The organism is Ramlibacter sp. (assembly GCF_028292805.1).
GTDB lineage: Bacteria > Pseudomonadota > Gammaproteobacteria > Burkholderiales > Burkholderiaceae_C > Ramlibacter.
The window spans coordinates 1-4,340 of record NZ_JAQGLS010000084.1 but is presented as its reverse complement, the minus strand read 5'-3'; the positions used below and the strand labels follow the sequence as shown (position 1 = coordinate 4,340).

Annotated in this window: 6 protein-coding genes and 1 pseudogene; 2 read left to right on the top strand and 5 right to left on the bottom strand. The window is 66.7% G+C overall.

Going from position 1 to position 4,340, the window contains the following annotated elements; all coding sequences use genetic code 11:
- Positions 1-41: 41 nt before the first annotated feature.
- The 5 genes and pseudogenes from lipA to JWP65_RS04600 form a co-directional block, all read right to left on the bottom strand.
- Positions 42-1,036: pseudogene (lipA, locus tag JWP65_RS04620) on the bottom strand (lipoyl synthase).
- 9 nt (positions 1,037-1,045) lie between these two features.
- The gene (gene lipB, locus JWP65_RS04615) at positions 1,046-1,711 is read right to left on the bottom strand and encodes a lipoyl(octanoyl) transferase LipB (protein WP_299760796.1); all 666 of its coding nucleotides are present in this window, start codon (positions 1,709-1,711) and stop codon (positions 1,046-1,048) included.
- Positions 1,712-2,014 carry a DUF493 family protein gene (locus JWP65_RS04610; protein ID WP_299760794.1) on the bottom strand — a complete coding sequence of 101 codons (303 nt, stop codon included), beginning with the start codon at positions 2,012-2,014 and terminating at the stop codon, positions 1,712-1,714.
- Entirely contained in the window at positions 2,015-2,902 is an 888-nt protein-coding gene (locus tag JWP65_RS04605; protein WP_299760792.1) for a D-amino acid aminotransferase, read from the bottom strand.
- Positions 2,903-2,929: 27 nt separating this feature from the next.
- On the bottom strand, positions 2,930-3,376 hold the full coding sequence (locus JWP65_RS04600; RefSeq protein WP_299760790.1) for a CopD family protein: 447 nt from the start codon (positions 3,374-3,376) through the stop codon (positions 2,930-2,932).
- Between the two features lie 150 nt (positions 3,377-3,526).
- Between JWP65_RS04600 and JWP65_RS04595 the strand changes: the two genes are divergently transcribed.
- Together JWP65_RS04595 and JWP65_RS04590 are read left to right on the top strand one after the other, a co-directional pair.
- The gene (locus JWP65_RS04595; RefSeq protein WP_299760788.1) at positions 3,527-4,009 is read left to right on the top strand and encodes an ATP synthase subunit I; all 483 of its coding nucleotides are present in this window, start codon (positions 3,527-3,529) and stop codon (positions 4,007-4,009) included.
- A 13-nt stretch (positions 4,010-4,022) separates the two neighbouring features.
- Positions 4,023-4,340, top strand: a 318-nt coding sequence (locus JWP65_RS04590; RefSeq protein ID WP_299760786.1) for a F0F1 ATP synthase subunit A, incomplete at its 3' end; no start/stop codon positions are given.

The following is a 4,340-nucleotide window of genomic DNA, read 5'->3' as shown; positions in this document are numbered from 1 at the left end:
ATGGCGCCCAGTGCGCAGAGGGTGGGCGCGCCGGGCAAGGCTCAGGCAGCCGCGCCGGCCACGCCCGCGGCGTGCGCCTGCTGATCGGCGTGGTAGCTGGAACGCACCATGGCGCCCACCGCTGCGTGCGTGAAGCCCATCCCGGCCGCCTGTGCCTCGAACATCTTGAAGGTGTCGGGGTGCACGTAGCGCTTGACCGGCAGGTGCGCGTTGCTCGGCGCCAGGTACTGGCCGATGGTCAGCATCTCGACTTGTGCTCGCGCAGGTCGCGCATCACCTGCCGGATTTCTTCGTCGGTTTCGCCCAGGCCCACCATGATGCCGGACTTGGTCACCGACAGCGGGTACAGCGCCTTGAACTTCCTGAGCAGGTTCAGGCTGAACTGGTAGTCGGAGCCGGGCCGCGTTTCCTTGTACAGGCGCGGGATCGTCTCCAGGTTGTGGTTCATCACGTCTGGCGGCGCCGCCTTGAGGATCTCCAGCGCGCGGTCGTCGCGGCCGCGGAAGTCCGGCACCAGCACCTCGATGGTGGTCTGCGGCGACAGCTCGCGCGTCTTGCGGATGCAGTCGACGAAGTGGCCGGCGCCGCCGTCGCGCAGGTCGTCGCGGTCCACGCTGGTGATCACCACGTATTTCAGCTTCAGCGCGGCGATGGTCTTGGCCAGGTTCTCCGGCTCGTCCACGTCCAGCGGATCCGGCCGGCCGTGGCCGACGTCGCAGAACGGGCAGCGGCGGGTGCACTTGTCGCCCATGATCATGAAGGTCGCCGTGCCCTTGCCAAAGCATTCGCCAATGTTGGGGCAGCTGGCTTCCTCGCACACCGTGTGCAAGTTGTGCTCGCGCAGGATCTGCTTGATCTCGTAGAACCGCGAGGACGCACTGCCGGCCTTGACGCGGATCCAGTCGGGCTTCTTGAGGATCTCGCCTTGCTCCACCTTGACCGGGATGCGCGACAGCTTGGACGCCGCCTTGTGCTTGGCGCTGGCCTGGTAGGTCGCGACGGTCTGCGCCTCGCGCACGACGGGGTTGGAGCTCATGGATTTCCTTCAGGGTGCCAGCAGTGCCTGGAGCCTCTCGCCCAGCCGCATCGCCGCATCGTTCCACGTGGTGGAAACCCCGATTGTAGAAAGATCGACGGTCGCCAGCCCGGGATAGCCGCAAGGGTTGATCCGCGAGAAGGGTTCCAGCTCCATCGCGACGTTCAGCGCGACCCCGTGGTAGGTGCTGTGGCGGGAGACCTTGATGCCCAGGGCGGCGATCTTGCCGAGGCCGGCGAAAGGGTCTGAATCTGGGGCCGCCCCGATGCGCGCATGCGCCGCAGGGTCTTGCAGCCGCACATAAATCCCCGGCGCCCCGCGCACTCTGTGCCCGGTCACACCGTACCCGAACAGCGTTCGCAGCACCGCCTCCTCCACCCGGTACACGTATTCCTTGACGAAGTAGCCGGCGCGCTGCAAGTCGACCAGCGGATAGGCCACCACCTGGCCGGGTCCGTGGTAGGTGACCTGGCCGCCGCGGTTGGCGCAGATGACTGGAATGTCGCCGGCATCCAGCACGTGCTCGGGCTTGCCAGCCAGCCCTTGCGTGTAGACGGGCGGGTGTTCGCACAGCCAGAGCTCGTCGGGGGTGGCCGCCGTACGCGCCTGCGTGAAGGCCTGCATGGCCTGGTACGTAGACAGGTAGTCCACCCGCCCCAGCACCTTGAGCTGCATCTAGAGGACGACCTTGACCAGCGGGTGCGCGGTCAGCGCCCGGTACAGGTCGTCGAGCTGCTGGCGGCTGGTGGCGGTCACCGTGATGGTCACACCCAGGTAGTTGCCGGCGGAGCTGTCGCGCAGCTCCACCGTCGCCGCGTCGAAGCCCGGGTCGAACTCGCGCGCGATCTGCGTGATGGCATGCACGAACCCCTCCACCTTCGCGCCCATCACCTTGATCGGGAACTGCGAGGGGTACTCGATCAGCGATTCCTTGCGCGGATCGGCGGACGGCGGCGGCGGATGGATGGAGGCGGTCATTCAGGAGGAGCGTCGTTTGGCTTGCTGATAGCCCTGGAACAGCTTGTCGTAAATGGGGCCGGGCATGCCGTTTCCAACCGGCCTGCCGTCCAGCCGGGTGCAGGGCAGCACCTCCTTGGTGGCCGACGACAGGATGATTTCATCGGCCGCCAGCACTTCCCCGCGCGTCACCCGGCGCAGCGCGAAGGGAATGCCCGCCTGCTGGCACAGCTGCTCGATCAAGCCGTAGCGGATGCCTTCCAGCACCAGGTTGTCGCGGGGCGGGCCGAGCACCACCCCGTCCTTGACCACCCAGACGTTGGAGGCCGCGCCTTCGCTCATGAAGCCGTCGCGGAACATCACCGTCTCGTTGGCGTCCTCGTCGGCGCTCATCTGCCGCGCCAGCACGGCAGCGGCCAGGCTGGTGGTCTTGATGTGCGCCTTCTTCCAGCGGAAGTCGTCGGCCGTCACGCAAGCCACGCCCCTGGCGCGTTCCTCGGCGCTGTAGATGGACAGGCGGTTGACCATGGCAAACACCGTGGGCTGCAGATCCGGCGGCATCACGTGGTCGCGCATTGCCACGCCGCGCGTGACTTGCAGGTAGACCAGCTGGTTGGTCTCTTCGGGCGGCTTGCCGGCGTATTGGGCATAGGCCGAAATCAGCTGCTCGACCACCGCGCGCCAGCCGGCGCGGTCCATCGGGTTGGCGATGCGCAGCTCGCCCAGGCTGCGGTCCAGCCGTGCCATGTGCTCCTCGAAGCGGAACGGCCGGCCGGCATAGGCGGGCACCACTTCGTAGACGCCGTCGCCAAAGATGAAGCCGCGGTCGAGCACGCTCACCTTGGCTTCGCGCACGTTGCTCAGCTCGCCATTGAGCCAGCAGGGCAGGGCAGGGATGGGTTCGGTCATGACCGCATTGTCACTTTTTCGCGGCCCTCAGCCCAGCAGAACAACCGCGCCGATCGCCAGCCAGCCCAAGGTCAGGTTGATCTTCACCAGCAGCGCGATCTGGTTCATGCGCTTGCCGCCTTCGGGCCAGTCCTGCGCCGCCACCGCCGCGCGCAGCCGGCGCCACGGCGCGAAAAAGATGTGCGCGAACACCAGCATCATCACGATGCCCAGCCCCGCCATGATGTGCCAGCCGATCGGCGCGCGGCCGCCCGGCACCTGCAGCATCAGCCACACGCCGGTGGCCAGCAGCAGCGCGATGCTGATGCCCACCACCAGGAAGAAGCGCCGCAGCACGTCGACCATCAGCTGCAGCCGCACCGGCGGCTGCAGCTTGGCGTGGGCGGCGGGCCGCAGCGCCAGCACCATGAAGGCCATGCCGCCCATCCAGAAGATGGCGCCGGCAAGGTGCAGGAAGAGAAAGAGGTTGCGCATGGAAGTCCTTGTTGGAGCGTCGATTGTGGTGTGCAAATGCAAGAGTGTCGGCGGCGCTTGACGTCTTCTTGTCAGGCGGCGGGCGGACCGGGCTGGGTTTCTACTTATAATGAGCGGCTTTCCGAATTTCCCGGCCTCGACGCGCGGCACATGCCTTACAAAAACATCGCCCCGTTGCCTGAGGACCTGGAAGAAGCCTCCCCTGTCCAGCCGCTGAGCGCCGAAGAGGCGCGCAGTGTGCGGGAGCGGAACCCTTCGTTGTCTCCCTGGTGGGTCGTCGCGGGGCAGGTGGGGGTGGGGCTGGTGGCGGCATTGCTGGCCTGGGCCCTGACCGGAAGGCAAAACGTGGGTTGGTCCGTTGCGTACGGTGCATTGGCTGTGGTGATCCCCGCGGCGGTGTTCGCACGGGGACTGACCGGCAAGGTTGCTTCGCTGAATGCGGGCACCGCGGCGATCGGGTTCCTGGTGTGGGAGGTGGTCAAGATTGCCTTGACCCTCGCCATGCTGGCGATGGCGCCGCGGATGGTGGCGGGACTGGTCTGGCCGGCATTGCTGGTCGGGCTGGTCCTGGCGATGAAGGTGTACTGGGTGGCCCTGGCGTTCGCGCCGCGGCCCAAGACGAATCGAAGCTGAATCTACTCACAACATGGCTGCTGCATCCGGACCCACCGCAGGCGAGTACATCGTCCACCACCTGACGTTCCTGCAGAACCACCCTGCGAAGAACGTCGTCGATTTCTCCGTCTTCAACTGGGACTCGCTGTTCTGGTCGATTTCGCTGGGCATCGTCACTTGCCTGCTGCTGTGGAAGGCCGCCCGCAAGGCGACCGCCGGCGTGCCGGGCCGGTTCCAGGCCGCGGTCGAAATCCTGGTCGAGATGGTCGACGCGCAGGCCAAGGGCATCGTGCACAACGCCCAGAGCCGCAAGTTCGTGGCCCCGCTGGCCTTGACCGTGTTCGTCTGG